At 63.1% G+C, this 23501-nt stretch carries 27 protein-coding genes and 1 tRNA gene; 12 read left to right on the top strand and 16 right to left on the bottom strand.

The features are described 5' to 3' along the window. Both YU9_RS0130315 and chpT read right to left on the bottom strand, forming a co-directional pair. On the bottom strand, positions 1 to 277 hold a 277-nt coding region (locus tag YU9_RS0130315), incomplete at its 3' end, for an Hpt domain-containing protein (RefSeq protein WP_027576162.1). Between the two features lie 197 nt (positions 278 to 474). Then, entirely contained in the window at positions 475 to 1128 is a 654-nt protein-coding gene (gene chpT / locus YU9_RS0130310) for a histidine phosphotransferase ChpT (protein ID WP_027576161.1), read from the bottom strand. A 185-nt stretch (positions 1129 to 1313) separates the two neighbouring features. On the opposite strand from chpT, the gene YU9_RS0130305 reads away from it, so the two are divergent. After that, complete coding sequence (locus YU9_RS0130305) at positions 1314 to 2141, top strand: 3'(2'),5'-bisphosphate nucleotidase CysQ (protein ID WP_027576160.1); 828 nt, start codon at positions 1314 to 1316, stop codon at positions 2139 to 2141. Here YU9_RS0130305 and YU9_RS0130300 read toward each other — a convergent pair. Continuing rightward, positions 2135 to 2620, bottom strand: coding sequence for a YHS domain-containing (seleno)protein (locus YU9_RS0130300; RefSeq protein ID WP_027576159.1), 486 nt, complete (start codon positions 2618 to 2620; stop codon positions 2135 to 2137). The two genes, YU9_RS0130305 and YU9_RS0130300, sit on opposite strands and share 7 nt — an antisense overlap. A 138-nt stretch (positions 2621 to 2758) precedes the next feature. On the opposite strand from YU9_RS0130300, the gene YU9_RS0130295 reads away from it, so the two are divergent. The 4 genes from YU9_RS0130295 (at position 2759) to YU9_RS0130280 (ending at position 5713) form a co-directional block, all read left to right on the top strand. Next, a complete protein-coding gene (locus tag YU9_RS0130295) occupies positions 2759 to 3364 on the top strand; it encodes a DUF1134 domain-containing protein (protein ID WP_027576158.1) in 606 nt (201 codons plus the stop codon). A 120-nt stretch (positions 3365 to 3484) separates the two neighbouring features. Next, positions 3485 to 4783 (top strand): hypothetical protein, encoded by a 1299-nt coding sequence (locus YU9_RS0130290; RefSeq protein WP_027576157.1) that lies wholly within the window; start codon positions 3485 to 3487, stop codon positions 4781 to 4783. A 159-nt stretch (positions 4784 to 4942) separates the two neighbouring features. Further along, positions 4943 to 5017 (top strand) — tRNA-Val (locus YU9_RS0130285). Between the two features lie 264 nt (positions 5018 to 5281). Next, on the top strand, positions 5282 to 5713 hold the full coding sequence (locus tag YU9_RS0130280) for a hypothetical protein (RefSeq protein ID WP_036018523.1): 432 nt from the start codon (positions 5282 to 5284) through the stop codon (positions 5711 to 5713). On the opposite strand, the gene YU9_RS42945 is transcribed toward YU9_RS0130280, so the two are convergent. The 7 genes from YU9_RS42945 to YU9_RS0130245 form a co-directional block, all read right to left on the bottom strand. Continuing rightward, entirely contained in the window at positions 5704 to 6285 is a 582-nt protein-coding gene (locus YU9_RS42945; protein WP_051380574.1) for a 2'-5' RNA ligase family protein, read from the bottom strand. The genes YU9_RS0130280 and YU9_RS42945 overlap by 10 nt on opposite strands. Continuing rightward, entirely contained in the window at positions 6269 to 6745 is a 477-nt protein-coding gene (locus YU9_RS0130270) for an N-acetyltransferase (RefSeq protein ID WP_027576155.1), read from the bottom strand. The genes YU9_RS42945 and YU9_RS0130270 overlap by 17 nt, the downstream gene beginning before the upstream one ends. 237 nt (positions 6746 to 6982) lie before the next feature. Further along, a complete protein-coding gene (locus YU9_RS0130265; protein WP_027576154.1) occupies positions 6983 to 7315 on the bottom strand; it encodes a hypothetical protein in 333 nt (110 codons plus the stop codon). Positions 7316 to 7607: 292 nt separating this feature from the next. Beyond that, entirely contained in the window at positions 7608 to 8447 is an 840-nt protein-coding gene (locus YU9_RS0130260; RefSeq protein WP_027576153.1) for a universal stress protein, read from the bottom strand. A 121-nt stretch (positions 8448 to 8568) separates the two neighbouring features. After that, positions 8569 to 8958, bottom strand: coding sequence for a response regulator (locus tag YU9_RS0130255; protein ID WP_027576152.1), 390 nt, complete (start codon positions 8956 to 8958; stop codon positions 8569 to 8571). Continuing rightward, positions 8955 to 12533: a GAF domain-containing protein gene (locus YU9_RS0130250; RefSeq protein WP_245266584.1), complete on the bottom strand. Its 3579-nt coding sequence runs from the start codon at positions 12531 to 12533 to the stop codon at positions 8955 to 8957. Before YU9_RS0130250 ends, YU9_RS0130255 begins: the two co-directional genes overlap by 4 nt. Before the next feature lie 209 nt (positions 12534 to 12742). Continuing rightward, on the bottom strand, positions 12743 to 13642 hold the full coding sequence (locus YU9_RS0130245; RefSeq protein WP_027576150.1) for a LysR family transcriptional regulator: 900 nt from the start codon (positions 13640 to 13642) through the stop codon (positions 12743 to 12745). Positions 13643 to 13741: 99 nt separating this feature from the next. Between YU9_RS0130245 and YU9_RS0130240 the strand changes: the two genes are divergently transcribed. The 5 genes from YU9_RS0130240 (at position 13742) to YU9_RS0130220 (ending at position 17567) form a co-directional block, all read left to right on the top strand. Beyond that, the gene (locus YU9_RS0130240) at positions 13742 to 14950 is read left to right on the top strand and encodes an arabinose transporter (protein WP_027576149.1); all 1209 of its coding nucleotides are present in this window, start codon (positions 13742 to 13744) and stop codon (positions 14948 to 14950) included. Beyond that, complete coding sequence (locus YU9_RS0130235) at positions 14947 to 15729, top strand: carboxymuconolactone decarboxylase family protein (protein WP_027576148.1); 783 nt, start codon at positions 14947 to 14949, stop codon at positions 15727 to 15729. The genes YU9_RS0130240 and YU9_RS0130235 overlap by 4 nt, the downstream gene beginning before the upstream one ends. A gap of 119 nt (positions 15730 to 15848) precedes the next feature. Then, on the top strand, positions 15849 to 16244 hold the full coding sequence (locus tag YU9_RS0130230; protein WP_198028322.1) for a cupin domain-containing protein: 396 nt from the start codon (positions 15849 to 15851) through the stop codon (positions 16242 to 16244). Positions 16245 to 16267: 23 nt separating this feature from the next. After that, positions 16268 to 16660 (top strand): putative quinol monooxygenase, encoded by a 393-nt coding sequence (locus YU9_RS0130225; RefSeq protein ID WP_027576146.1) that lies wholly within the window; start codon positions 16268 to 16270, stop codon positions 16658 to 16660. Positions 16661 to 16793: 133 nt separating this feature from the next. After that, positions 16794 to 17567, top strand: a complete 774-nt coding sequence (locus YU9_RS0130220) for an SDR family NAD(P)-dependent oxidoreductase (RefSeq protein WP_027576145.1) — start codon at positions 16794 to 16796, stop codon at positions 17565 to 17567. A gap of 98 nt (positions 17568 to 17665) precedes the next feature. Here the strand turns inward: YU9_RS0130220 and YU9_RS0130215 are convergent, their stop codons facing one another. The 4 genes from YU9_RS0130215 to YU9_RS0130200 form a co-directional block, all read right to left on the bottom strand. Next, positions 17666 to 18343, bottom strand: coding sequence for a membrane protein (locus tag YU9_RS0130215; protein ID WP_027576144.1), 678 nt, complete (start codon positions 18341 to 18343; stop codon positions 17666 to 17668). A 126-nt stretch (positions 18344 to 18469) separates the two neighbouring features. Continuing rightward, complete coding sequence (greA, locus tag YU9_RS0130210) at positions 18470 to 18952, bottom strand: transcription elongation factor GreA (protein ID WP_027576143.1); 483 nt, start codon at positions 18950 to 18952, stop codon at positions 18470 to 18472. A gap of 57 nt (positions 18953 to 19009) precedes the next feature. Next, the gene (locus YU9_RS0130205) at positions 19010 to 19489 is read right to left on the bottom strand and encodes a hypothetical protein (RefSeq protein WP_027576142.1); all 480 of its coding nucleotides are present in this window, start codon (positions 19487 to 19489) and stop codon (positions 19010 to 19012) included. Between the two features lie 162 nt (positions 19490 to 19651). Beyond that, complete coding sequence (locus YU9_RS0130200; protein WP_027576141.1) at positions 19652 to 19990, bottom strand: hypothetical protein; 339 nt, start codon at positions 19988 to 19990, stop codon at positions 19652 to 19654. A gap of 262 nt (positions 19991 to 20252) precedes the next feature. Here YU9_RS0130200 and YU9_RS0130190 point away from each other — a divergent pair, with 262 nt between their 5' ends. Further along, complete coding sequence (locus YU9_RS0130190) at positions 20253 to 20486, top strand: DUF3551 domain-containing protein (protein WP_027576140.1); 234 nt, start codon at positions 20253 to 20255, stop codon at positions 20484 to 20486. Between the two features lie 39 nt (positions 20487 to 20525). Here the strand turns inward: YU9_RS0130190 and YU9_RS0130185 are convergent, their stop codons facing one another. Continuing rightward, complete coding sequence (locus YU9_RS0130185) at positions 20526 to 21044, bottom strand: hypothetical protein (RefSeq protein ID WP_027576139.1); 519 nt, start codon at positions 21042 to 21044, stop codon at positions 20526 to 20528. 38 nt (positions 21045 to 21082) lie between these two features. Further along, positions 21083 to 22630 (bottom strand): acetolactate synthase large subunit, encoded by a 1548-nt coding sequence (locus YU9_RS0130180; RefSeq protein ID WP_027576138.1) that lies wholly within the window; start codon positions 22628 to 22630, stop codon positions 21083 to 21085. A 287-nt stretch (positions 22631 to 22917) separates the two neighbouring features. On the opposite strand from YU9_RS0130180, the gene YU9_RS0130175 reads away from it, so the two are divergent. After that, the gene (locus tag YU9_RS0130175; protein WP_027576137.1) at positions 22918 to 23496 is read left to right on the top strand and encodes a L,D-transpeptidase; all 579 of its coding nucleotides are present in this window, start codon (positions 22918 to 22920) and stop codon (positions 23494 to 23496) included. Positions 23497 to 23501: the final 5 nt, after the last annotated feature.

Raw genomic sequence — 23501 nt, 5'->3', positions numbered from 1 at the left:
TGCGGTCGATCGAGGACAGGATCACCGTCACCGCCTGCCCGGTCACCGGCATGCCGTCACGGAATTTGCCCATCAAGGTCTCGCCGGCATGCGCCAGCGCTTCGAGCCGCGGCAGGCCGAGGAAGCCGCAGGTGCCCTTGATGGTGTGGACCAGGCGGAAGATGTTGTCCAGGATCTTGGCGTTGTTCGGCTCCTGCTCGAACTTCACCAGCTGATTGTCCACGGTGTCCAGGCTCTCGCTGGTCTCCGTCAAGAACTCCCGCAACAGATCATCCATGAAAACTGGCCTTCATACAGGAAGGGCGCGCACGAGGCGTGATGCGCCATTTCGGAATGGGGCCAGCTTCACCGCAAAGCGTTTAATAATGGTTGAGTATGTGGAAAAGAACGGAACCAACAAAGAGATAAGGCGCTCCGGACAAGCCGAAGCGCCTCGTAAAGATTCGATTAAGAAACCGAGCGCGACGTGTATGTTTACGAAGCGCTAACGATGATGGCTTCGCCTTCGGGCGCGAGCGTCACCGTAAGTCCGCAGGACTGCGCGAGCAGCCGCGTGTAGTAGGGCTGGATTGCATGCGCATCTGCAGCCGGACCGCGCTCGCCGCTCAGGAGCTCGGAGATGTTCTGCGGCAGGCGCGCATTGTGCCCGGTCGCGGTGATGCGGAAGCTCATCGTCTCGCCCTCGCCGATCGGATCGACCGTCAGCGTGCCGCCGCGCGGGATGGTGTGCTGGGCCACGACCAGCATGTTGAGCAGCAGCTTGACGCGATTCTTCGGCAGCAGCAGCCGCGGCAGATTCCAGGTGATCGAGCACTTGCCGTCCTCGATGTGGCCGCGCGCCATGGTCTGGGCATCGCCGAGATCGATCTGGGCGCCGGAGGAGCCGGCGGCACCGAAGGCGAGACGGCAGAACTGGAGGCGGGCGGAGGCGGTCTTGGCGCTCTTGCGAATCAGGTCGAGCGCGAACTCGCGGTCTTCCGGCTTGGGATCGTCGTCGAGCACTTCGAGCCCGTTGACGATGGCGCCGACGGGGCTGATGAGATCGTGGCAGACCCGCGAGCACAGGAGCGCGGCGAGTTCGAGCATATCGGGAGCAGTAGCGGTCGCGGGCGACGAGGCGTCAGACATATAATGGGGTCCTGGAGGGTTCCTGGAATTGCACGGCGCTGGACGCCGCGAATCACGCATGCTTGACGGATGCTGCGGGTTCTAACATTCGCCAGCCGGTGGCAGCTAGCTTGCGATAGGTTCGAAGCGGCCATAAGAGCTGCGGGCGAATCAACCGAGAGGGCAGACTTGCCGATGAATGAGGCATGCAGGTGAGGATCATCGATGCCGAGGCCGCATCGCATTTGATGGAGCCGCTCACCGCGCTGGTGGTGAAGGCGGGTGAAGCGATTCTTGCCGTCAACCGCGCCGCCATGCGGATCGACGGCAAGCAGGACGGCTCGCCGGTGACCGAGGCCGACCTTGCGGCCGACCGTATCATCGCCGACGGCCTCGCGCAGCTCGCGGGCGACGTCCCGACACTGTCGGAGGAGCGAACCCAGCTCGCCTCCCCGCCGTTTCAGGGCAGCTTCTTCCTGATCGACCCGCTCGACGGCACCAAGGAGTTCGTCGCCGGCCGCGACGAGTTCACGGTCAACCTCGCACTCGTGACCCGGGGCGTTCCCTTGCTCGGCATCGTCAGCGCGCCCGCGCTCGGGCTGCTCTGGCGCGGCCTCGTCGGCCGCGGCGCCGAGCGCGTGAAGTTCAATGGGCCAACCATTGGTGCCGCCGAGCCGATCCACACCCGCAAGCTGCCGGCGCAAGGGGAGCCCTGGATCGCGGCGGTGAGCCGCTCGCATGGCGATCCCAAAAGCGAGGCGTTCATCGGCAACAGGCCCAACGCGGTGAGAAAGACGTGTGGCTCGGCGGTGAAATTCGGCCGGATCGCGGAAGGCAGCGCCGACATCTATCCCCGCTTCGGGCCGACCTCGGAATGGGACGTCGGGGCCGGCTGCGCGGTCGTGACCGCGGCTGGCGGTAGGGTGACCGACGGCAAGGGCGGCGAGCTCAGCTTCGGCAAGCGGCGCGACAGCGGCTTCATCATCCCGGAGTTCATCGCCTGGGGCGACCCGCAGGCGGTAGGCTGCTACTGACTGAGCTGCTCCTGAAGCGCCGGCCAGCGCTTGCCGACCTCATAGAGGAAGCGCTCGGGATCGGCGACGAAGGCGTCGCGATTGGCTTCCCGGCTGAACAAATACAGCCGCTGCGCCACGATCGCGAAGAAGCGGGGGTTGCCGGCGATGGTGACGCCGCGGGCGATGTCGGCCGGATCATAGCCGCCGAATTGCGGTCCGTAGATCTTGGGATGGGCCAGGAAGGAGGCGCGGTTGCCCTCGTTCCGGAAGCGCCAGACAGCACCCCAGAGATTCGCCTCGAACTCCGCCGTCCCCTGCACGGCTGTGCCGGCGACGAAATAAGCGACGGGGTCGAAGCCCTCGATGGCGATGCCGGTGAAGCGGTTGACGATGATCCGCTCGGTGGTGGCGGCTCCTGCCGGCAACCCCGGGCAGCTGATCCAAATGCCCGCCAGCAGGCAGACGAGACGGGCGATCAAGGCAATTCCGGGGCGCAAAGGGCTATCTTCCTGCCGTTGTGCCGTCATAGTTGCTGCGGATAACATCCGAGTCGAGGGGACTCCGGCGCAACCTAGAGCCGTGCCTGTTGGCGTCAGGTTAAGGAAGCGACCGGATTCGATACCAGGGGTTCTTTTATGACTTTCGCATCACGCCTTGCTGCGCTCGCGCTTGCCGCGATGATCGGCTGGATCGTGCCGGCCTCCGCCCAGCAGGCGCCGCCGCCTAACCTGCCGCCGCCGCAGCGGTCCCCGACGCCCAACACCTATGGGCCGGACGAGCTGGTGACCGCCGGTCACCGCTTCTTCGGCAACGTCTCGCGCGGGCTCGCCTCGATCATCGAGAAGGCGGTCAGCCAGTGGGGCCTGCCGAACGGCTACATCCTGGGTGAGGAAGGCTCCGGCGCCTTCGTCGCCGGCCTGCGCTACGGCGAGGGCACGCTCTACACCAAGAACGCCGGCGATCTGCGCGTCTACTGGCAGGGTCCCTCGCTCGGCTTCGACTGGGGCGGCGACGGCGCCCGCACCATGACGCTGGTCTACAACCTGCCTGCCACCAACGCGATCTACCAGCGCTTCGCCGGCATCGACGGCTCGGCCTACATCATCGGCGGCTTCGGCATGACCGCGCTCACCGCCAACAACATCGTGCTGGTGCCGATCCGCTCCGGGCTCGGCCTGCGGCTGGGCGCCAATATCGGCTATCTCAAATACACCCCGCGGGCGACCTGGAACCCGTTCTAGGTCCTCGCGCTCCCATCCACCGACCGATCAAGGTTAACGACAGAGCGGGGCTGGCTTTTTGCCGGCCCGCCATGGCATTGTCGTTGGTGAATTTTTCCTTAAGCTTGGGAGTTCTGGCCCATGGTCGAACCGATCATGTACCTGGCGATCGGTTTCCTGCTCTCGATGCTGTGCTGGCTCGCCCTCGTGCCGCTGGTGCATAACCGCGCGGTTCGCCTGACCACGCGCCGGTTAGAGGCCGCAACCCCGCTGTCGATGGCCGAGATCCAGGCCGACAAGGACCAGCTCCGCGCCGAATTCGCCATGTCGGCCCGGCGGCTCGAGATGAGCGTCGAGCAGCTCAAGAACAAGACCACGAGCCAGCTCGCCGAACTCGGCAAGAAGAGCGATGCCATCAATCGCATGAAGATCGAGCTTGGCGAGAAGAACGCCACGATCTTCGCGCTGGAAGCGCGCGAGAAGGCGGTGAAGGAGCAGCTCCGCGCCACCGAAGAGGAGTTCAGCGCCAAGACGGAAGCCTTGCGCGCCGCCGAGGTCGCGCTGGCCGACAAGCAGCATGAGCTCGCCAAGATCAACTCCGAACTCTCCGACCGCTCGATGATGGCGGAGAGCCGCCAGGTCGAGCTGGTCGCGGTGCGCGCGCAGATCGAGAAATTGAAGAACCGCGTCGGCGATGCCGAGAAAGAATTTGCCGCCACGCAGGCACGCCTCGCGCAGGAGCGGACCGAATCCGAGACCGCCTCGCGCGAGCTCAACGAGGCCCGCGGCCGCGTCGAGAATCTGAGCCAGCGCGTCACCGAGCTCGATCGCCAGCTGCTCGTGCAGGTCAAGGAAGCCGAGATGCTATCGGGCCGCGTCGCCGACCTCGAGGGACGGCTCGCTACGCAAGGCAAGCTGCTCGCCGAGCGCGACTATGAGAACAACCAGCTCCGCCAGGCCAACGAGAGCAATGAGCGCACCATCAAGGAGCTCCGCGTCGAAATCGCGGGCCTGAGCGGCGGCAAGTCGTCGGCCGCGATGGAGCAGTTGCGCGCGGAAAAGGCCGCGCTGGAGGAGCAGCTCCGCACCGCCCGCGACGAACGCGCAAAACTCCAGCGCGACATCAATGCGATCCAGCAACAGGCGGAGAGCTCCTGGGCAACCGAGCGCATGGAGAATGCGCTTCTGCGCGAGCGCATCAACGACATCGCGGCGGAAGTCGCCAAGCTCGCAATGCAGCTCGAAGGCCCGAACTCGCCGATCGAGGCGCTGCTGGCGGCCGAGGCCGGCCAGCCGCCCAAGCCGGCGCCGCGTCCGGCCAACGATGCCGCAACCAATGGGGCGGCCACTACCACCCTGCCCGAAGGCGGCGGAACGCTGGCCGAGCGCATCCGCGCGCTCCAGGCCCACGCCTCCCGCGCCCGCCAGCAGGGCGCGTAACCGGCCCAAAATCCGGCTTCCCTTGCGGATTGCACCACTGAGGCAAGGTTTTCCGGCCCCGCGCCGCCTGGAAACTTGACACCTTCGGCCGGCACTTCTAAATCGCGGGCTCCAATGTGCCGGCCGGCCGAAACGTCCGGCCGCCCGCATGATGGTCCCGGGCGCATAGCTCAGCGGGAGAGCGTTCCCTTCACACGGGAGAGGTCCAAGGTTCGATCCCTTGTGCGCCCACCATCCATCCTCCTGCCCGCTCCGATATCGAACGAGCCCGGATGCCTGACGTCGGCGTCAGCGGTCGGCCGAGAGCGTTCCATCAAAAATGGCAAAACAACCCCATGCACAGTAGACGGCACCAGGGGAATCAAGGGGTTACGGCTTTTCCGAAGTCGCGTTTGACTTGTCGGGCAAAACAGGGGCAGGATGGCATCGTCGGGAGAGGCGCACGCTTTATGCTGCGCCTGACGGCCCGCGCCGCATCGCCGGCTTAGAAGTTCAGGGATGAGCTGGATGACGCTCTCTCGCCGTCCTTCGAAACTCTGGATACGAATCGCGATCACGATGCTTGCTGTGGCCGGCGTCGGAATCGCGGCCATGATTGGTCTTATCTGGTTCGCACTGGAAGGGTTCGCCAGCTGCCGCAACGTGATCCTAAGCTCGACGCTGTCGCCCGACGGCACCAAAGCGGTGCTTGTCTTCAGGCAGGAATGCAGCGCAACGGTACCGGATTCCACATACGCGAGCATCGTACCGATGGACCGGACCTTTTCACGCGATCGCAGCCACGCATTCCTCGGCTTCGCCGGTCACGCGGAGATACTGCCCAGCTGGCGCGGGAGCAACGTCGTTGAAATTGCGATGATGCCAGGGATCGAAGGAGGCTTCATCCGGCACGATGAGAAGGTCGGCTCGATCCGGATCGATTACAAATGATCTGCATGCTCGGCGAATGATCGCACACCGCACGGAGTGCGAAGCGGCAATCCCTTTTCCGAAACCACACGCACAGGCGGAAAAGCAACGCAATCCACGACGTCGAACAGAACGCTGATGCTCCCGTTGAATGACTGCGCGAAAGCGATCGCGTCATCACGCTTACCGTCGGCGATTTGTGTGCCGAGCGTGCAATGAGGTCGCCAGTTTTCGGGCCGATAGTGCAGCCGACAAAAGGCTGGATCGATCGCAGCGCTGATGGAAGCGTGCCATCGGACGAGCGTTTCATCGAATTCCGGCTCCGCCCAGAGCACGAGCGGCGGACCTGCAAACCAACAAATTCGCTTGAACGCGACCAGTAGTTGCCCTTCGCCTCCTACTGCGCGGAGCATGGCCTCCCACGCGGTCTTCGCGGTAATCTCCGGCGCATCATAGATGGCGAATGTAAAATGAGGGCGATAGCCAAGAGCCCTCATCGAAGGCTGGTTCTCAAACGCGGCAACTTCATCCCACAAGGCTTCGATCCGCTCTGCGGAGGAATCGTCGGACCGAATGTTAATAGCCAAAGCCATGCGCCGGTCGCTCCATGAGCCAATGGATTTCTGTCTCGCCGGTGACGACAAAACCATGCCTTTTGTAGAGCGACCCGACAGGATTCCACTTTAGATATTCCAGTTGAACGGGAAGGCTCAGGCTGTCGGCAGCGTCGAGGCAGTGCGCCAGTATGCGCGTGCCAGGCCCGGCCCTCTGATCTGACGGAAGTATATAGAATTCTCCGAACCGGATATGGTGGCCAATCTGCTGTACAGAGATCGTCCCAATGCGTGCTCGCCCGCGCTCAATCGCAAAAAAGGGCTTCTCCTCGAAGTGGCGCTGATGCACGGCGAATTGATAGTCTTCGTCCCACCCCCACTTCTGGGTGACGTACGGCCCAATGGCGGCTTGTTTCACCCGAAAGGAGAACAGCAGATCGTCAGGAGATCGCCCCAATGGCGGAAACGAAAGGTCGGGAGCCAACGGTAGAAGTTGCATGGGCGGCTCTAACTTGGGCTGGCATGCGACTGTACATTGAACATGAACATCCCCGCAACGCCCTTGATCGTCGTCCTCCTGTCGTCTTCCCTCACGTACCGTTCTCTGCTGCGGACCACCAGCGGTCGCGAGACGAACTTGCCGAGTTGGTCTGGTCTCTTCTCGACATGAGAGTGCGAGGAGTTCGTTGCGGTGGCAACGCCGATCCAAAGCCTGCGAGCACAGGCACGTCTCTACCTATCCTTCGATCTGTTCTCGCTTCCGCCGACGCAGCCGGCCCGCGACGACTTCGCCGAGCGGACGATCCGGCGACTTGCGGAATGCCCTGAGCTTCTTGATTCGGCCTGTGCGCAAGACTTGCGAATGCGCTTCGTCGGCGACTTCGTCCGGAACATCGCCTTGCGCTGGGATCAGAGCCTGGCGCACGGCGCGGCGCTCGTCCTGATGCGAGAGCCGCTTGCTGCGCGGAATGTTCTTCCGGCTGCTCTTGTGATTTTCTCCATACGTGTTGCGCCGGTCGTGTTCGTAGCTCAGGCGCTTCTTGTCCTGGGGAGTTTTGACCTTGCTCACAAATGCCTCCAGATTAGGGCTGTCGCCGCACGGACCTCCTGTTGCGGAACACAGCTTAGGAGTAAGTGTTACGCGCGATGACTTTGGTTCGAGGGACCGAATATCGGAAATGATCCGCGAGCGTCGTGGAGTGCGTACTTGGACAGGAGCTGCGCACGGCGACGGGGGTTGAGCAACCGCTTGGCTTGTGCGGAATGGCTTTAGGCTCAATCGATCGTCGCGCCTCGTTCCCGCTTGCAGGAAAGGAGTGCACCTCTGCCGTTGCAGCGATCAAGCCTCTTCTCATCATGCGCTAGTGCGCCATAAGAACGGGCAGATCCGCATGCTCCATGATATAGCTGGTCGCCCCGCCGAATATCATTTGCCGTAGCCGGGTGCGGGTGAAGGCTCCCTTGATCAAGAGATCGCAACCGTGTGCTCTGGCGGCATCGAGGACCGCCTCACCAGTTTCGCGCCCCTCTAGCTCAACGCTGAGCAAACTGACTGCAATGTCATTGTACCGCAGTTGGCGGACGATCTGATCGGCAGATGGTCCTGGTACCGCTTGGCCGCCAACAACGGTGAGGACCGATACCCTTTCGGCCAGACGAAGCAACGGCATGGCAAATGCGTTCGCCCGAGCTTGCTCGGTACTACCGTTCCAGTGGATCATGATGTTTGTCGCGATGCTTCTTGGTGCATGCAATGGCGTCAGTAGGACGGGCCTGCCGCTCTCAAACAGCGCGGATTCAATCGCGCGACGGTGAGGGCCCGCAGCATCAATGTCAGACCGTGCCATCACGATCAGATCGAAAGCGCGCCCATAACTTCCGACAAAGTCTTCACCCTCAGGCGCGGTCTCCAGCCAGCCGAAGCATGGTCTATTCGACCCCGCAGTGGCCCGAGGAATATCGTGCTTCAGCATGAATGCTTCGAAAAAGTTGCGCATGTCGTTCAATTCGGTTTCGCTCTTGACTTGATACGAATCCAAGAGAACGCCGGTGGCCAATTCCGCGGCTACATATTGAGGGATGCCGATCCGGAGCGGAAAGCCTTCGATATAGGCGCCGAAACGTTGCGCGAGGCCTACGGCGACATCGAGCGTGGATGTCATCATCGGAATATTTTGAAACGGGACCAAGAGCGTTTTCATTTTGAACCCCCGGTGTTTTCGGTGAACATTGATGCACGATGCCTAGTTTCACTTGGGATAGCGCCTACGATGACTTCACCTTGCGAGCCGTTCCGGTTTGTCATCGACAATGGTTGTGCAGTCATGCGACCTGCTCAAGCCTCGTATCGATCTCCTGGCGCAGCGCCACGAAGTCGATTGGTTTGGTCAATAGGTCGGCTGCGCCGTTCGCCAGCGCCTTGCGCCTGGTCTCGGCGTCACCGTAGGCCGTGATCATGATGACCGGTACATCGGGGCGGGCCGAGCGCACGATAGGCAGCATCTCCAGCCCGCTCATTCCGGGCATGTTGATGTCGGACAGGATCAGAATCAGGGTGGCATCCTCGATCTCGCCCGCACGCTGCAAGGCCACGCGTGCCGACGATACGAACTCCATGAGAAAACGACCGGCGCGCAGATCGCGCCGAAACTGCTGGCGGAATAGCGCCTCGACATCGGGCTCGTCGTCGACCACCATTATATAGACGCTCAACTTCGGCCTCCGTTCTGCAATGGTGCCGCCAGCGTACGCGGCAGTGTAATGATGAACTCCGTGTAATCGCCAGGCTCGGTATCGACCTCGATGCTGCCGCCGTGCTGCTTCACAATGATGTCGTGGCAGATTGAAAGGCCAAGGCCGGTTCCTTCGCCTGCGGGCTTGGTTGTGAAGAATGGATTGAATATTCTCTCTCTCACGCCGGCCGGGATGCCGGCGCCGTTGTCGCGAATCCGGATCTCGACGGCGCCGCCGAGGTTTGTGGTTGTCGCACGCAGCCTTGGCTCGAAGCCGTCGCCGGCGGCGTCCTTTTGCTTGCTAGCCGCGTAGAAGCCATTTGAAACGAGATTGAGGAACACCCGCGTGATTTCCTGCGGATACAGCTCGAGCGCCCCCGCAGACGGATCGAGATTCCTTTCAAGCGTGATATTGAATCCGGGCTTTTCAGCGCGCGCTCCGTGATAAGCAAGGTTGAGACTTTCCTCGAGAATGGCGTTGATATCGGCCGCGCGACGCTCGCCAGACCCTTCGCGAGAGTGCAGAAGCATATTCTTGACAATGGAATCGGCGCGCGTTCCGTGCTGCACGATCTTTTCCAGGTTGCCTTGTAGCATGTGTATCAGCGCATCGATGTCCTGCCTTGCTGCCTCGCCGAGCCCGGCTGAGCGCAGCCCGTCGCCGAGCTCGTCGATCAGTTCGGAGGAAAGCGCAGCAAAATTGTTGACGAAATTGAGCGGGTTCTTGATCTCATGCGCAATGCCGGCGGTGAGTTGCCCGAGCGAGGCAAGCTTCTCGGTCTGAATCAACCGGTCCTGCGCATTTCGCAATTCCTCGAGCGATTGCGACAGTTCCATGGTGCGCTCGCGCAGCTCATTCAGCAGGCGCGCATTCTCGATCGCGATCACGCCCTGGTGTGCGAAGTTGGATACGAGCTCGATCTGCTTGTCTGTGAAGGGTTTAACTTCCTGGCGGAAGATCGTGATGGTGCCAATCAGCTCATCTTCCTTGAGCATGGGCACGATGACGACGGTCCTTGCGCCGGCAAGGTCGGCAAGCGCGCGAACGTTCGCGTTGCCCTCGACGTAGGGCGGCTGAGTCCTGATATCGTCGATATGAACCGTCTGATGAGTTTTCTCGACGGTGCCGAGCCCGCTTGCCGGATGTGGGCGAATGCTCTGGTATAGCCGGGTATCGACATAAGCTTGTGGCGCGTTGTGCAATGCGACCGTGCGAAAGCCGCCATCCTCGTAGAGATTCATGGTGCCGAAGCCGGCACCGCAAATTCGTGTCGCATTCTCCAGCATCTTGTGGAAGACCGGAGTCAATGCGCCCGACGAGGCGCTTATAATTTCCAGCACCTCCGACGTTGCCGTCTGCCGCTCCAACGATTCATTCAATTGTTCGAACAGACGCACGTTACCGATGGCGATGACAGCTTGATCTGCAAAAGTCTGCAGCAGGGTGATCTGCTTCTCGCCAAATGGACGAACCTCCGTGCGACGAAGCACGATCGCCCCCATGCTCTCGCCATCGCGCAACAGCGGCACGCTCAGAACGGTCCGAACGTTGGAGCGAAGCGCATATTCGCGTCCTGTCGGGAACTCCTCCCCTTCGGGCCCGAGCAGGTCATGCACATGAACGGTGCGACGATCGATAATCGCCCGGCCGGTGGGCGATTTGACGCTGATCGCCCGCCGGCTCCACACCACCGGAACTCGTCCATGGTGTGCCTGGATGACGAGGTCGTCGCCATCCCTCAGAACCACCAATGCATCATATGCCTCGCAAAGCCCGCATGCGCTTTCCACGATCGCCTTGAGCACCGGACCGACCTCAGTCGGCGAGGAAGCAATAACCCGCAAGATATTGGCGCTGCCGGTCTGGTACATCAGCGCCTCGGACAGATCTCGAGTCCTGGTCTGCAATTGTTCGAAGAGCCGGACATTCTCGATGGCGATCACGGCCTGATCGGCAAACGTGGCGACCAACTCGATCTGCTTTTCCGTGAAAGGCTGCACGCGCTTGCGGGCAATCACGATCGCGCCGATCGGCTCATTCTCGCGGAGGAGGGGAACACCAAGCGCCGTGCGCTGGCCAGCCATGGTGATGGACTCGTGCAGGTCGTATTCGGGATCTGCAGCGACGTCGAGGATCTGCACAGGACGGCGCTCAAGTATGGCCCGACCTGTGACCGTGCTCCGCCCGGGGGTAATCGGGTGAGCCTGCAGAAACTCGATGTATTCCTCGGAAAACCCTACCGCTGCTCCGGCCTGATACTCATCGCCCTCGCGGCGCATGATGAATGCCATCTCCGCTTCGCACAGCCGTGCCACCGAATCGACCAGCGTATTGAGTACGGTTTGCAGATCGAAGGTCGAGCGACTGATCACCTTCAGCACATCGGCAGTCGCGGTTTGCTGCTGGAGCGATTCGGCGAGATCGCGCGTCTTCGCTTGGACCTCATCGAACAACCGGACATTCTCAATCGCGATCACGGCCTGATCGGCGAAGGTGGAGACCAAGTCGATCTGCTTGTCCGTAAACGAGTTCACGGTCTTGCGGCCCAGGAACAGCACGCCGATCGTTTCTCCGGATCGAAGCAAAGGTACGCCCAGGAGGGTGCGGTAACCGCCGGCCCTCTGCTGCTCGGGATAGGCGTATTCGGGATCGACCAGCACATCCTGGATCTGGACAGCCTTGCCGCACAGCAGGACGCGCCCAACGACGCTGCCGCGTCCAGCATTGAGTCGAATGCCCGCCGAGACTTTGGCCCACTCGGGCGAGAAATTGTACCGAGTTGCGTGATAGTAGGCGCCGTCGGTAGCCTGCCGGACGATTGCCGCCATATCGGCGCCACACAGCCACGCCGCCGATTCCGTCAGCGTGTCGAGAACCATTTGCAGATCAAATGCGGAGCGGCTGATGACCTTCAACACATCGGCGGTCGCGGTCTGCTGCTGCAGCGATTCCCGCAAGTCGTCAGTACGTGCTTGCACCTCATCGAACAGCCGGACGTTCTCTATGGCGATGACTGCCTGGTCGGCGAAGGTCTGCAGAAGTTGCACATGATGCGGTGCGAAGGCACCCGGCTCGGCTCGCGTGACGCTGATCATGCCGATTACCACGCCACCGGCCGCGAGCGGAACGAACAACATGCTGCGAAAGCCGCGGGCACGCGCGATGAACTTGATGTCGTTTGTCAGCGCTTCGGTATCGGGGGTCGGCACCACCTTACCGGCCTGTGTCCTTGCAAAACTCTCGAAATCGGCAATCGGCCGCGGAAACATCTTCTTCAGTGCTTCATCGGCGGCAGAATTCGTCGGCGTGAACGCCGCCAACTGGGCGGTGCCGTCGACGAAGCGGAATACGGTCGTCGAAAAGCCGCCGAGCAAGGCATTGGCGCGCCTCGCAATTGCATCGAATACCGGTTTCACCTCCGATGGCGAGCTGGCAATGATCTTGAGAATGTCCGCGGTGGCGGTTTCGCGATCTTGTGCGGCGCGCAATTCGGCCAGGAGCCGCGCGTTCTCCTGCTGCAAGTCCGCCACAACGTCCTGAGGAAGCGCGGCCATGATGAAAATCCACGTCGCCAGCCGGTTCGCAGCCGACGTCAAAATCCAATCAAGAAAGCGTCGGGGATTATTCCACCATCAGGTGCTTCCGGCCAGACGTATCGTTGGTTGATTTTCAATCGACTACGCGTCATTTCGCCTCCGCGATCTACCGGAGCGGCGAGCTCCGTCCCTGGGACATGCCATTTGTGCTGGAGGCAAAAGACATCCTACTTGCCGCGGTAGCGGAGCGCCTCGACGAGCAGCGAGAAGGCCGGTGAAGGCTGGCGCCGGCAGGGATAGTAGAGATGGTATCCCGAGAATGGCGGGCACCAATCCGAAAGCACGCGGACCAGACGGCCTTCGGACAGATAGGGCTGCACATGTCCCTCCGTCAGGTAGGCGAGGCCCAGACCCTTCAACGCACCATCCAGCAGAAGACCCGCGCTGTTGAAGACGAGCTGGCCCTCCACGCGCACATTGAGCTCCCGCCCGTTCTTTTCGAACTCCCAGGCATAGAGACTACCGCCATGCGTCGGCAGACGGAGATTGAGGCAATTGTGGTGGGTCAGATCCTGCGGCGTCTTCGGCCGCTTGCGGTCGGCGAAGTATGAGGGCGAGCCGACCACGGCCATCCGGAGGTCCGGGCTGACGCGCACGGCGATCATGTCCTTGGCGACGAGCTCGCCCGGACGGATGCCGGCATCAACCTGTTGAGCCACGATGTTGGTGAGACCATAGTCGATGATCACCTCGACATGGATGTCCGGGTACTTGGGCAGAATTTTCCTGAGCGCCGGCAGCAGGATCTCGGCGGCGGCAAACTCCGTCGCCGTCAGCCGGATGGTTCCGGCGGGCTTCTCGCGCAATTCGCTGAGCGCGGCGAGATCGGCATCCATCTCGGTGAACTTGGGGCCCACGCTGAGGAACAGCCGCTCTCCGGCCTGGGTCGGCGTGACGCTCCGCGTCGTCCGGTTCAACAATCGCACGCCGAGCCGCTCCTCCAGATTCCGGATGATCTGACTGAGCGCGGATTGCGTCATGCCGAGCTTTGCCGCGGCGCGCGTGAAGCTGCGCTCCCTCGCCACTGCGAGGAAAGCGAGGAGATCGCTGGCGTCCTCTCGATTCATTCATAAGCCCAACTAATGACCGCATTCGAAATCTATCACCTAATCAAGGATCGGCGAAGATCTTAGGTTCGGAGCAGCCCCAGGGAGCTCTGGATCAGCATGCCGGTTACAGCCATGCAGCCTGTCGCACCGCTGCGCGCCACGGCGACGTTGCTGCCGATCATGGCGGTGGTGTTCGTTGCCTTCCTGGTGATCGGCGTCGCGATGCCGGTGCTTCCCCTTCACGTCCACGACGGATTGGGCCTGGGCACCTTCGTGGTCGGCCTGGTCGCCGGCAGCCAGTTCGCCGCTTCGCTGGTTTCGCGACCATGGGCCGGCGACTTCTCGGATCGAAGCGGGGCGAAGCGCGGCGTGGTCGTCGGTCTGCTCGCTGCCGCGGCCTCCGGGGTGCTTTATCTGGCGTCTCTCCCCTTCGCCGACACTCCGCTTGCGTCGGTCTGCGTCCTGCTGCTCGGCCGCGGGCTGCTCGGCGCGGCCGAGAGCTCCATCATCACGGCTGCCGTGAGCTGGGGGCTGGCGCTCGCCGATGCTCGCAGCACCGGCAAGGTCATCGCCTGGATTGGCTCGGCGATGTTTGCGGCCTTCGCGATCGGCGCGCCCGCAGGATCCGCACTCTACGCCGCCTACGGTTTCGCTGCGATCGCGATCGCCACCGCTGTCGCGCCGCTGCTGACGCTGCTGCTTGTCGTCCGGCTCCCCGCGGTCCCTCCCCTCCACCACCAGGCCCGCACCTCATTCGCCGAGGTGCTCGGCGCCGTCTGGGTGCCGGGCTTGGGCGCGGCGCTCGGCAGCGTCGGCTTCGGCGCGGTCATCACGTTCGCCGCGCTGTTGTTCGCGAACCGCGGATGGGGCAACGGATGGCTGGCCTATACCGTCTACGCCGTCGCGTTCATTCTGGCCCGGGTGTTCTTCAGTCATGTGGCCGATCTACTCGGCGGCGCGAAGGTCGCGCTCGTCTGCGCGGTGATCGAGGCCGCCGGCCAGGTGCTGATCTGGCTCGCCAGCCGGCCCGAGACGGCGCTTGCCGGGGCCGCGCTCACCGGCTTCGGCTTTTCGCTGGTCTATCCGGGCTTCGGCGTCGAAGCGGTGCGACGCGTTCCGGCCCAAAACCGCGGCCTCGCCATGGGCGCCTACACGGCGTTCTTGGATCTCGCGCAAGGGCTAGCGAGCCCTGCGCTCGGATTGATCGCCGGCGGCGCGCGACTGAACGTGGCGTTTCTCGCGAGCGCCGTGACCGTGCTCGGAGCCGCGCTGGCGGCGCTGTGGCTGATGGCGCCCCCCACAACCTTGGAAGGATCCCCACCATGAGAATGCTCGCGGCGACCCTGTTTTCATTCTGTCTGTTCGCCGGCGCAGCCGCCGCTGGACAGCCGTCCATCGAAGGAGCAAATGCCATGCTAAAGCCCGAAGACGTCCGCGCCGTCGCTCCAGCCCTCGAAGGCTATGCGCAAAAGTTCGTCGCCGGCGATCTGTGGAAACGAGCGGGGCTTTCGCGCCGGGACCGCAGCATCGTCACCGTCGCCGCACTGATCGCGCGCGATCAAACCGTCGAGCTGCCGTACTACTTGGCACTTGCACTCGACCACGGCGTGAAGCCGTCGGAGATATCGGAGATCATCACGCACCTCGCCTTCTACACCGGCTGGGCGAATGCGATGGATGCGATCCCGGCGGCGAGGGAGGTGTTCAGGAGTCGCAACGTCGGAGCGGATCAGCTCCCGCCGGCCTCGGGGCCACAGCTGCCGCTCGACGAGGCCGCGGAGAAGCAGCGGGCGACCCGCGTCGGAGAGCAGTTCGGGCAAATCACGCCGAGCCTGGTCCAGTACACGACCGACGTGCTGTTCCGGGATCTCTGGCTCAGACCGGCGCTTGCGCCGCGCGACCGCAGCCTGGTCACCGTGAGCGCTCTGATCGCGACGGGTCAGGTCGCGCAGATCACCTACCATTTGAACCGCGCCATGGACAACGGACTGACCCGGGATGAGGCCGGCGAGGTGCCCGGCCATCTCGCGTTCTATGCCGGCTGGCCGAACGCATTCTCCGCGGCGCCAGTGGTAAAGGACGTCATCGAGAAGCGGCCGCGCTGACCTGGAGAGATGCCGTGATCACACGACGGGGCGTCCTCATTGCCGGCAGCGCGGTCGCCACTCTCGGAATTCAGCGGGTGCAGGCGCTCGCGGCTGAAGCAAAGGAGACTCAAATGGAGATCGACATCAAGAGAAACGGATCTCGGCCCTCGCAGAAGGGCTCCCAAGATTGGTTCACCGGAAGCGTCCGCATCGACCCGCTGTTCCAGGCACCGGATCCGACCCGGGTCGGCGCCGGCCAGGTCACGTTCGAGCCCGGCGCTCGCACCGCCTGGCACACGCATCCGCTCGGGCAGACGCTGATCATCACGGCAGGACTCGGCTGGGTTCAGCGCGAGGGTGGCCCAGTGGAGGAAGTCCGTCCCGGCGACGTCGTCTGGTTCCCGCCCGGACTGAAGCACTGGCATGGCGCTTCGCCGACGACGGCGATGACCCACATCGCAATCCAGGAGTCCTCCGGCGGCAAGAACGTGGATTGGCTGGAGAAGGTCAGCGATGAACACTACCGCAGGTGATACGCAGATTAGGTGAGAAGACCATGAACTCGAAGCAGCTTTTCATTATTGGTGCATCGATGCTGGCCTCAGCTGTGGGAGGATCTGCGTTCGGTCAGGAAAAGCAGGACCAGTACATCCAGATCGCGGAGATCGAAATCGATCCTCTGCAAATCGACGCCTACAAGGCAGCAGTCAAGGAACACATCGAAACCGCTGTCCGGGTCGAGCCTGGCGTTCTGGTGCTGTATGCCGTGTCCGACAAGAACGATCCTAGCCGGGTGAGAGTTTTCGAAATCTATCGCGACATCGATGCTTATAGGCTGCACCTCGAATCCGAGCATTTCAAGCGATACAAGGCGACGACCGAAATAATGGTGAAGTCACTGAAGCTGATCCGTACCGACGCCATCGCCCTTGGTGCAAAGGCAAAATGAGCATTCGACGGAGGAACCGGTCAAAGCGCGATGGATTGGGATGAATTATCATCGCGCGTTGGTTATTGTTTGAGCATGATCCCTCCGGAAAACCGCTGCGCGCTTTTCCGGATCGTGCATTAGGGAGCAGCGCATGGCGACCATATTCATCACCGGCAGCACCGACGGTCTCGGCCGGGCGGCGGCGCAATCACTCCTCGATCAAGGTCACCGCGTGGTGCTGCACGCGCGTTCGGCGGATCGCGCCGCAGCGCTTGGCGGACTCACATCGCGTGCCGCGGGGTTGGTGGTCGGCGATCTCAGAAGTGCCGCAGAGACGAGGAGCATCGCGGATCAGGTCAACGCGATCGGGCGCATGGATGCGGTCATCCACAATGCCGGCGTCTACACGCGGCCGAGCCGTGGTGCGACGCCGGAGGGTCATGCCGAAACCCTGGCCATCAACACGCTTGCGCCGTACATGCTGACCGCCCTGATCGAGCGGCCCGGCCGATTGCTGTATCTCAGCAGCGGACTGCACCGCGACGGAGAGGGATCGCTCGACGATATTGATTGGAGGAAGCGGGCCTGGGACTCGGCCAAGGCCTATGCCGAGAGCAAGCTGCATGTCGTCGCGCTCGCTTTCGCGTTGGCACGACGCTGGCCCAAGGTCCTGAGCAACGCCGTCGATCCCGGTTGGGTGCGCACGAAGATGGGTGGCGCGGGCGCTCCGGTCGATATCGACACCGGACAACGGACGCAAACCTGGCTGGCGGTGAGCGAGGATTCCTCTGGCCTGGTGAGCGGGCGCTACTGGCATCATCTCCAGCAGGAGCAGCCGGCCCGTGAGGCGACCGATCCGAAATTTCAGGACCAGCTCATCGGCAAGTTAAGCGAGCTGACGGGCGTGGAGCTGCCGGAGGTGTAAAGCGCGATGATTCGTCGTCATTGCAGCGAAGCAATCCAGTCTGCCTCCGCGGACACACTCTGGATTGCTTCGCTGCGCTCGCAATGACGGAGCAAGCTTCAGGCGGCCGCCTGCGGGCGCCAGGCGGTGTAGAGACCGACCAGGGTCCCGATGGCGACCAGCGCGGCTGCCAGCAGCACCTGCAATTCGCCGTCGTCGGTGGGGCCCACGGACGAGACAAGCCTGGTCACGATGACGAACAGAATGCCCACAGCGGCCGCTGCACCCACGCAGAGATAAGCGAGCTCTCGCGTCAGATTGCGGCCGAGAAGTCCGAGCGCCGTGAAATACATCGCGCAGGCGTTGGGATGAACGAACAAGGCAATGCGCGCATAGGGACCATAGGCGTCAAACAAGGACTCGCATCGGCGCAGGGCCGCTTTCGACGCCACCCGCTGCAGGAACGGCCTGAAGAAACGAGCCTGTCCGTAGCTTAGAACGGCGCCCAGGATGATGGCGAGCCACGCCACGATGAAGACTGACCCATCCGCGGCCTTCGGACTGAGCGCCACGGACATCAAGATCAGGGCGGTTCCGGGAAAGTAGCCGAAATACGGGAAGACCGCCTCCAGCAGCACGCAGACGAACATGAAAGCCGGAAACCATGCCGATCCGGTCGCGCCGTGGACGATCGCGTTCAAGTCGAGGAGGCTCGTCCTGTACAGAACCAGATACATGCACATGGCCAGTCCAGCCAGCACGTAGAACGGCAACGCTCCCGATAGAAACCGTCTCATCCAACCATCGAGCTTTGTTTGGCGGAGACGAGGGCCTCGCGCTGTTCCGGACCATGCTTTAGGCGAATGAGAGTGCTTCTGTCGATAGCGCCCTTTGCCACGCGATCGTCGCCTGACCTTGCGCTCCTACGCAATCGACAGAATCTCGATCTCCTGCGCGCCTGAGCCCACGACGTCGCCGACCGCCTTTCCCATCAGCGACCTCGCGACCGGCGAGACGAACGAGATCGATCCCGCTTTCGGATCAGCCTCGTCCTCACCGACGATGCGGTAGGTCTGCACGCGGCCATCAGTGCGGCTGAAGGTCACGGTGCTGCCGAAGGCGACGATTTCGGCCGAGGTCGGATCGGGCATCACCTGCGCGGTGCGTAAGCGTTCGGTGAGATAGCGGACATCGCGCAGGGGCACCGCCGACTGCCGGCGTTTCTCGTTGACGTCCTCGATGGCTTGTGCGGCTTCATAGGCCCCGCGCGCTGCGGCAAGCTGCGTCTGCAACGCCTTGAAGCCTGCCTCCGTCACGAGGTTTGGATGCGGCGAGATGGGGCGGTCCGGCAACAGCGTCTCGGACGCGGTTTCGGCGCTCTCTTCCTTGGTGAAGGCGACGCTCAATTGAATATCCTGTCGAGCTGTTTCGATGGCGACGCCGTGCGGCGCCTATGCCCGAGACTATATCTCAAGTTCGACGAAACGGCGGAGCTTGAAGACGAGGTCCGGCACGGCCTGGCGGAACCGGGTTGCGTTCTGGAAACTGGTCGAGAACGGCGCAAAGGTGAGCATGGCGTTCCAGTGCCGGTAACCATAGACCGTGACCGAGACGCCAGAGCTCGGGAAGTTTTCCAGTTTGCGCAGCTCGCCGAGCACGAGATCGGCGATCGCCTCCGCTGGCAGCACTCGCTTGCCGTCCCGCGTGGTCGCGATTTGCGCAGGCGGCTCGACCGGTTTCGTGGCAGCCGGCGCGGCATCGGGCGCGTTCTCGGCTTTGGCCGCTGCCGGATCGGAGCTGGATGTCGGCTCCACCGCATCCGCCGGCACAATCGGCGGAACCTCCGCGAGCGGCGGCGGTGCAATACTGTCCGCGCGTTTGTTGCCTCCCAGGATGCTGCTGATCATGGCCACAAGGCCAGCATCCTTCACCTCGTCACTCATCATTCCCCCCGGCTTCGCCCTACTCTAGCACTGCTCTCGCAGACCGCCACCGCGGATGTGGGGCCGGAAGGCGCCCGGCCAAGACCGTATCATTAAGACCGTATCCACCTCTCGATGGCACCGGCGGCACGACATTCGAACGGCGCGCCGCCGTGCGATCCGCTACTTCTTGTCGAACGGAATATACTGCTGATACTGCTTCGGCACTGAGCTGCGGTAACGCGCAGGCACGGTGCCGGTGTCGATCGAATGATCGATCTCCTGCCGCCGGGTCATCTTCTTCTTTGCCGGCTTCTTCGACGCGCTCTTCTTGGTGTCGGTCGGCTGGCTGGAAGTATCGGTGGTCGCGCTTGGCGCTGTCGTCGTCGCAGCCGGCGCAGCGGTTGTCGCGGGAGGCGTGGTGGTTCCCCCTGCGGCCGGTGAGCCCTGTGCCAGAGCAAGCGGCATTTGCGTCATGAGCACCAGCGCTGCCGTCGCGGCCAGCAAATATGATTTCTGCATCAGAACCTCCAAGATTGCCTGATCCGAATGAGGCCAGCCTAGGCCTCCGGCATCGACGCGTGCAAGTCTGTCAACGATAGGTCCGATGCCACACCAGAACTGTGGTGGAGATCACATTGCGAACCATGGCCTGCGTCATGATGTGCCTCATCTCGAACGCATCGCGCCATGCCGACACCAACACTGCATGACCGTGCGTCAGACAGGCCACGGGGAACGGCAAGGCATGGCCGTTCCACCCCACGCTCGAAAGGAGACTGAAATGCGTCGCACCATCCTCACGCTTGCATCGTTCGCAACCTTGATCGCCGCGTCATTGTCGGCCGCGCCGGCCCAGGCCGCAAACGACAGATATTGCCTGCAAGGCCGCAGCTGGGGCTATCCCGGCAACTGCCAGTTCGCCAGCTATCAGCAATGTGCCGCCACCGCCTCCGGCACCTCGGCCTATTGCGGCATCAACCCGCGCTACGCCTACTCGCAGCCTTACTATTACTGACGAGAAAGGCGGCGTGCGTGACCACGCACGCCGCTTCCTCTATCCGCGAGCTCCGAGGCCGGTCTCTTCCAGCCGCGTCGCGAACCAGCGCGACAGCGCCTCATCGACGAGGCCAGAGACATAGACCTCCGACGTCGTCACATGATGCTTGTCCAGCACCAGCAGCACGCCGATCCAATAGGGAAACCAGACATGCACGTCAGTCAGCGCCCGCAGCTTGTGCTGATCATGATCGAGCGGCGTGTGATTGCTCGCCTTGCGGATCTCGACGGCGAGCAGGTTGTTCGGGATCTCGCGCTGATGCACGACGACATCGGGGTAGATCGACTTGCCGAGATGATCGTCGGTCGAGATGATGGTGCCGTGCGGCAGGTGCAGCGTGCGCTCGCCGAGCCGGTCGTAGTTGCAGTCGACTGACCAGCCCGAAAACTGCTTTTCCAGATGCACGGCGAAGCGGTGCGTCACCGCCCGCTCGCCGACGTCCTTCTCGAACAGGAATGCTTCGTGGGCGTAGAAGTCCCGGAGCGCCGCGATCACCTTGTTCAGCTCGGTCTGCATCGTGCCTCCGGGCTCACGGCGCTCTGTCTGTCGACGCCTTACATCTGAACTTCGATCAGCCGCGGGCCGGGCTCGGCGACGGCTTCGGCCAGCGCCTTGTTGAACTCGTCGGCATTGGTGACGGCGCGGCCGGGAACGCCCATGCCCTTGGCCAGCGCCACGAAATCGAGCGTCGGACGGTCGAGCCGGAGCATGTCGTTGGCGCGCTGACCGGGCTCGCCGGCGCCGACATTGTCGAACTCGCCGCGCAGGATCTGGTAGATGCGGTTGGCGAACACGATGGTGACGATGTCGAGGTTCTCGCGCGCCTGCGTCCACAGCGACTGGATGGTGTACATCGCGCTGCCGTCACCGACCATGGTGATCACCTTGCGGTCCGGACAGGCGATCGCCGCGCCGATCGAGAGCGGCGTCGAGAAGCCGATCGAGCCGCCCATGTTCTGGAGCCAGTCGTGCGGCGCGGCCGCCGCGGTCGGCGGGAAGAAGCCGCGGCCGGTGGTCAGGGATTCGTCGACCATGATCGCGTTCTCGGGGATCGCACAGGCGATGGCCTGCGCGATCGAGGCGAAGCTGAGCGCGCCGGTCGGCTTGACCAGCTCCTGCAAGGCCTGCGGCTTGACGTCCTTGGCGCTGGCCTTCACGGCGCCGGCGAGCGCTTCCAGCGCCGCGACCGAATTCTCGCCCCAGGCGGTCATGCGATGCACCTCACAGCCCTGGGGCTTGAGCATGCTCGGCTTGTTCGGATAGGCGAAGAACGCCACGGGATCGTCGGACTCGACCAGCACGATGTGACGGAATTTCGCCAGCATCGGCAGCGCCTGGTCGATGACGTAGTGGATGCGGTCGATCGAGAAACGGCCGCGGCCGCGCGCCATCTTCGGGCGGAAGGTCGGCCCCATCACCGTGCAGCCGGTCTTGCCGGCGATGCGCTCGGCCAGCGCCAGGCCCTGCTCGCTCAAGGCGCTGCCGGTCATCAGAAGCAGCGTGCCTTCGCCGTCGCCATGCAGGATTCTTGCGGCCTGCTCGACCGCCTGCGGCGAATAGCTCGCGCGCTGCTGCTCGGCCGGAACGTCGGCGATGCCGTCGGCCTCGTTCCAGGCGGTGTCGGCGGGCAGGATCAGGGTCGCGATCTGCGGCGGCGCGCTTTTGGCGGCGGCAATCGCTGCGGCACCGTCGGCGGCGACCGATTTGGCATCCGGCGAGGTGCGGACCCAGGACGACATTGGCCGCGCCAGGCCCTCGATGTCCGAGGTCAGCGGCGCGTTGTAGCCGATGTGGTAGACGGCGTGCTGGCCGACGATGTTGACGATGCCGGAATTCGCCTTCTTGGCATTGTGCAGATTGGCAAGGCCGTTGGCGAGGCCGGGCCCGAGATGCAGCAGGGTCGAGGCCGGCGTGCCCTTCATTCGGAAATAGCCGTCGGCCGCGCCCGTCACCACGCCTTCGAACAGGCCAAGCACGCAGCGCATGCCGGGCACGCGGTCGAGCGCTGCGACAAAATGCATCTCGGAGGTGCCCGGGTTGGTGAAGCAGACGTCCACCCCGCCCTTGACCATCGTCCGCACCAGGCTTTCCGCACCGTTCATCCCAAGGTTCATCCCAAGGCTCATCCAAAGGCTCCCACGACCGCCATTGTCCAGATATCCGTCCGATCAATCATTGTTCGCGCGTTCCGTCAAAGCAATAGCCGCCATCGCTGCCCTGCCCCGCGCGAGCATGCGCCGGTTTGGCTAATGCTTTTCGGCAAATCGTGGTTGCCGATTTGGTAACGCCGATTGCCGATGATGACCTCCCTCACGGGCCCGTGGCTTGCGGAATCCCTGCAAATATGGCCTGTGGCGTTCATTGAATCGATTTGTTGCTGGGGGAGACAATGATCCGGTTTTTTGCCGCGCCGATTGCCGCCATCGCACTGCTGTCGGCCATGGCGGGCGGCGCGTTCGCCGAAGAGTTCGACTCGCGCGATATCATGGGCGGCGGCCCGAACTTCTTCCGTTCCGGCGCCAATCCCGTTCCCCGCACCACCGTCATCTACAACGGCAACTATGCGCCCGGCACGATCGTGGTGAACACCGGCGAGCGCCGGCTCTACCTGGTGCTCCCGAACGGCCAGGCGCTGCGCTACGGCATCGGCGTCGGCCGCGACGGCTTCCGCTGGGGCGGGGTGCACAGGATCACCGCCAAGAAGGAATGGCCGGACTGGACGCCGCCATCGCAGATGCTGGCGCGCCGGCCGGACCTGCCGCGCCACATGAAGGGCGGCGTCGACAATCCGCTCGGGGCGCGCGCGATGTATCTGGGCTCGACGCTGTACCGCATCCACGGCTCCAACGAGCCGGAGACGATCGGCCAGGCGGTCTCCTCGGGCTGCTTCCGCATGACCAATGACGACGTCACCGACCTCTATGGCCGCGTCGCCGTCGGTACCACGGTGGTGGTTCTGAACAACTGAAGCGC

The sequence above is a fragment of the Bradyrhizobium sp. WSM1743 genome (assembly GCF_000473065.1).
In the GTDB taxonomy this organism is placed as follows: Bacteria; Pseudomonadota; Alphaproteobacteria; order Rhizobiales; family Xanthobacteraceae; genus Bradyrhizobium.
Note: the sequence above shows the minus strand (reverse complement) of the source record. Positions and strands in the feature narration are given on the sequence as shown.